Raw genomic sequence first — 3,208 nt, forward strand, 5'->3', positions numbered from 1 at the left:
AGGCGAGGCGCCGACAGGCGGGGCAGAGCGTTTTGGTTACTTTTGCGCTTTTCAAAAGTGACCCGCTGTAAGAGCGGAACCATAGGCAGCCGTTACCGAAGAAACGGATATGTACACCGATCAGCCCTTGCCCCCCTCACTGATAATCTGCCGAATCGCCCCGACAAACGCCTCAGCCGGCTGCCCACCACTCACCGCATACTGATCGTTAAACACGATCGTAGGCACAGAAGTCACCCCGCGAGACACCCACAACTGCTCCTGCTCCCGCACCTCGGCGGCATATTCATCCGAGGCCAGAATCGCTTCAGCCCGTACGCGATCCAACCCAACACCCTCGGCAATCCCCGCCAACGTCCCGTGATCCGACGGGTCCTGCTGATCCGTAAAGTACGCCTTGAACAGCGCTTCCTTGAGGTTGTACTGCAACCCCTCAAGCCCCGCCCAATGCAACAAACGATGCGCATCAAACGTGTTGTAGATACGACTCTGCCCATCAGTACGAAACGCAAACCCCAACTCCGCGCCCATGTCACGAATCCGCGCCCGGTTAGCCTGGGACTGCTCAGCCGTGGAGCCGTATTTCTCAGTGATGTGCTCAGTAATGTTCTGCCCTTCAGCAGCCATGTTCGGGTTCAGCTCAAAAGGCTGGAAATGAATCTCGGCCTGCACCTCCGGGCCCAGTTGGTCCAGGGCTTCGGTCAAGCCACGCAGGCCGATAATGCACCAGGGGCAGGACACGTCGCTGACGAAATCGATCTTCAGGGGAGTACTCATGACTAGGCAACCTCGCTGGCATTAAACGCCGGAAAGGCCCCACGATACACCCCGTCAAGCCCTTACAAAACCTTCGCAGGTACCACCGGGTCGATCTGCGCCCAATGCGCCGCATCCTCACGATGCGCTTGCAAATAGGGCAAAACCGCCGCCAGCAACGGCGCCTTGAACGCCTCCTGAAAGCGATGGGCTAACCCCGGGATCAGCCGCAACTGGCTGCCCTGGATATGCGCCGCGAGGTGAACCCCATGCATCACCGGCAGCAGCGGGTCGGCCGTGCCATGCACCACCAGGGTCGGCACCCGCAGCTGGTTGAGCAGCGCCACCCGGCTGGGCTCAGCGAGGATCGCCATGATCTGGCGCTTCACACCCTCGGGGTTGAACGCCCGGTCGTAAGACTGCGCCGCCTGCTGCAGCAACACCTTGCGATCATCCTTCACATAAGGACTGCCCAGCGCCGCCAGCAGGTCGGCCTGTTGTTCCAGGGCCACTTCACGATTGGGCGCGCTGCGCCGTGACAACAGTTGCACCAACGCCGCACTCGGTGCCGGCAGGCCTTCGGCGCCGGAGCTGGTCATGATCAGGGTCAGGCTTTCCACCCGTTGCGGTGCCATGGCCGCCAGGTGCTGGGCGATCATCCCGCCCATGCTCGCGCCCAGCACGTGGAATTGCTGGATGTGCAAGCCGTCCATCAAGCCCAACGCGTCGTCGGCCATGTCCGTCAGGGTGTAGGGCGCCGCCACCGGCAGGCCGAGTTTGTAGCGCAGGACTTCGAACGTCAGGTTGGCGCTGGCCGGTGCCTGGCGCCAGGTAGACAAGCCAACGTCACGGTTGTCATAGCGAATCACCCGAAAGCCCTGCTCACACAGGGCCACCACCACTTCGTCCGGCCAGTGAATCAACTGCCCGCCCAGGCCCATCACCAGCAACAAGGCCGGGTCGGAGGCGCGACCAATGCTCTGGTAGGCCAGGCTTACCTGTTCCAGATCGACCCGTTGGGTCGGCACATTTACATCACATCGAGAAGCCGCAAAGGACGGCAGGCCGAACAATAGAGCGGCCATGAAAAACAACACGCGCATGAAAAACACCGAAACGCAGAACCCCAGTAGAGCGCGAGTCTGATGAACTTTGTACAAGCGCGCTGCCACAGTTGCGTGACAATTTCGTGACTGCCGCTCAATGGTCGTCTCGATACCTCTCTATCAAAGCCTGCTCCCGCACTGCGGACAACTGGCCTAAGCCCAAGGGCAACTGAGTACCGAGCAACTCCTGCCGTTGCAGGCAGTTCTCAACCCGGTCACACCTCTAACGGCGCACGCCCCGCCGGGACGTGCTAACTGGCGTTGCTGCTGACCGACCGTGAAGGCCCCCCCGAACTTGAGCACGACGGTCGACAGGCATAACAACATGAGACAAACTCAACCGATCCGAATTTGTCACAAGTTATATTCATGGAGACCCCGTGCTCGAAATCCGCCATCTCAAGACCCTGCACGCCTTGCGCGAAGCCGACAGCCTGGTGGAAGCCGCTGAGCGCTTGCACCTGACGCAATCGGCCCTGTCCCACCAGTTCAAGGAGCTTGAAGAACGCCTGGGCATGCAGTTATTCGTGCGCAAAACCAAGCCACTGCGCTTCACCAGCGCCGGCCTGCGCCTGCTGCAACTGGCGGACGCCACCCTGCCCTTGCTGCGCGGCGCCGAACGCGACATCGCACGCCTGGCCGGTGGCACGGCCGGGCGTTTGCACATGGCCATCGAGTGCCATAGCTGTTTCCAGTGGCTGATGCCCACCATCGACCAGTTCCGCGACGCCTGGCCAGAAGTGGAACTGGACCTGGCCTCCGGCTTCGCCTTCGCGCCGTTACCGGCCCTGGCCCGTGGCGACCTGGACTTGGTGGTGACGTCCGACCCGCTGGAACTGCCGGGCATCACCTATGTGCCGTTGTTCACCTACGAAGCCATGCTCGCCGTGGCCAATCAGCACCCGCTGGCGAACAAGCCGTACATCGTGCCCGAAGACCTGATCAGCGAAACCCTGATCACCTACCCGGTGGAGCGCGATCGCCTGGACATCTTCACCCGTTTCCTGGAACCGGCCGACGTGGAACCGGCCCAGGTACGCACCTCGGAACTGACGGTGATGATGATGCAGTTGGTGGCCAGCGGTCGCGGCGTGTGCGGCATGCCCCACTGGGCACTGCATGAATACAGCTCCCGGGGTTATGTGAAGGCCAAGCGGCTGGGGGAGAAAGGCTTGTTCGCCACGCTGTACGCCGGGATTCGCGCCGACATGCTGGATGCGCCGTACATGCGCGACTTTTTGCTGACGGCCAAGGACACCTCGTTTTCGACCCTGGATGGAGTCAGCGCCGTACGCTGACGTGTGGCGGTTCCCTGTGGCTAGGGGCCTTTGGCCTGTCCTGTGGCG

General features: G+C 61.7%; 3 protein-coding genes. 1 reads left to right on the forward strand and 2 read right to left on the reverse strand.

Annotation, left to right across the window (positions count from 1 at the left end):
* Positions 1-120: 120 nt before the first annotated feature.
* Both SNL23_RS03855 and SNL23_RS03860 read right to left on the reverse strand, forming a co-directional pair.
* On the reverse strand, positions 121-777 hold the full coding sequence (locus SNL23_RS03855; protein WP_318301655.1) for a DsbA family oxidoreductase: 657 nt from the start codon (positions 775-777) through the stop codon (positions 121-123).
* 62 nt (positions 778-839) lie between these two features.
* Positions 840-1,859: an alpha/beta fold hydrolase gene (locus SNL23_RS03860; protein ID WP_076015616.1), complete on the reverse strand. Its 1,020-nt coding sequence runs from the start codon at positions 1,857-1,859 to the stop codon at positions 840-842.
* Between the two features lie 383 nt (positions 1,860-2,242).
* Here SNL23_RS03860 and metR point away from each other — a divergent pair, with 383 nt between their 5' ends.
* On the forward strand, positions 2,243-3,160 hold the full coding sequence (gene metR / locus SNL23_RS03865) for a transcriptional regulator MetR (RefSeq protein ID WP_017480097.1): 918 nt from the start codon (positions 2,243-2,245) through the stop codon (positions 3,158-3,160).
* The last annotated feature ends 48 nt before the right edge of the window (positions 3,161-3,208 follow it).

This window comes from Pseudomonas sp. SED1, from assembly GCF_034044025.1.
In the GTDB taxonomy this organism is placed as follows: Bacteria; Pseudomonadota; Gammaproteobacteria; order Pseudomonadales; family Pseudomonadaceae; genus Aquipseudomonas.

Bases quoted from the DNA above. Each gene is read 5' to 3' on its own strand.
- SNL23_RS03855 (WP_318301655.1), bottom strand. From the start codon at position 777: ATGAGTACTCCCCTGAAGATCGATTTCGTCAGCGACGTGTCCTGCCCC.
- SNL23_RS03860 (WP_076015616.1), bottom strand. From the start codon at position 1,859: ATGCGCGTGTTGTTTTTCATGGCCGCTCTATTGTTCGGCCTGCCGTCC.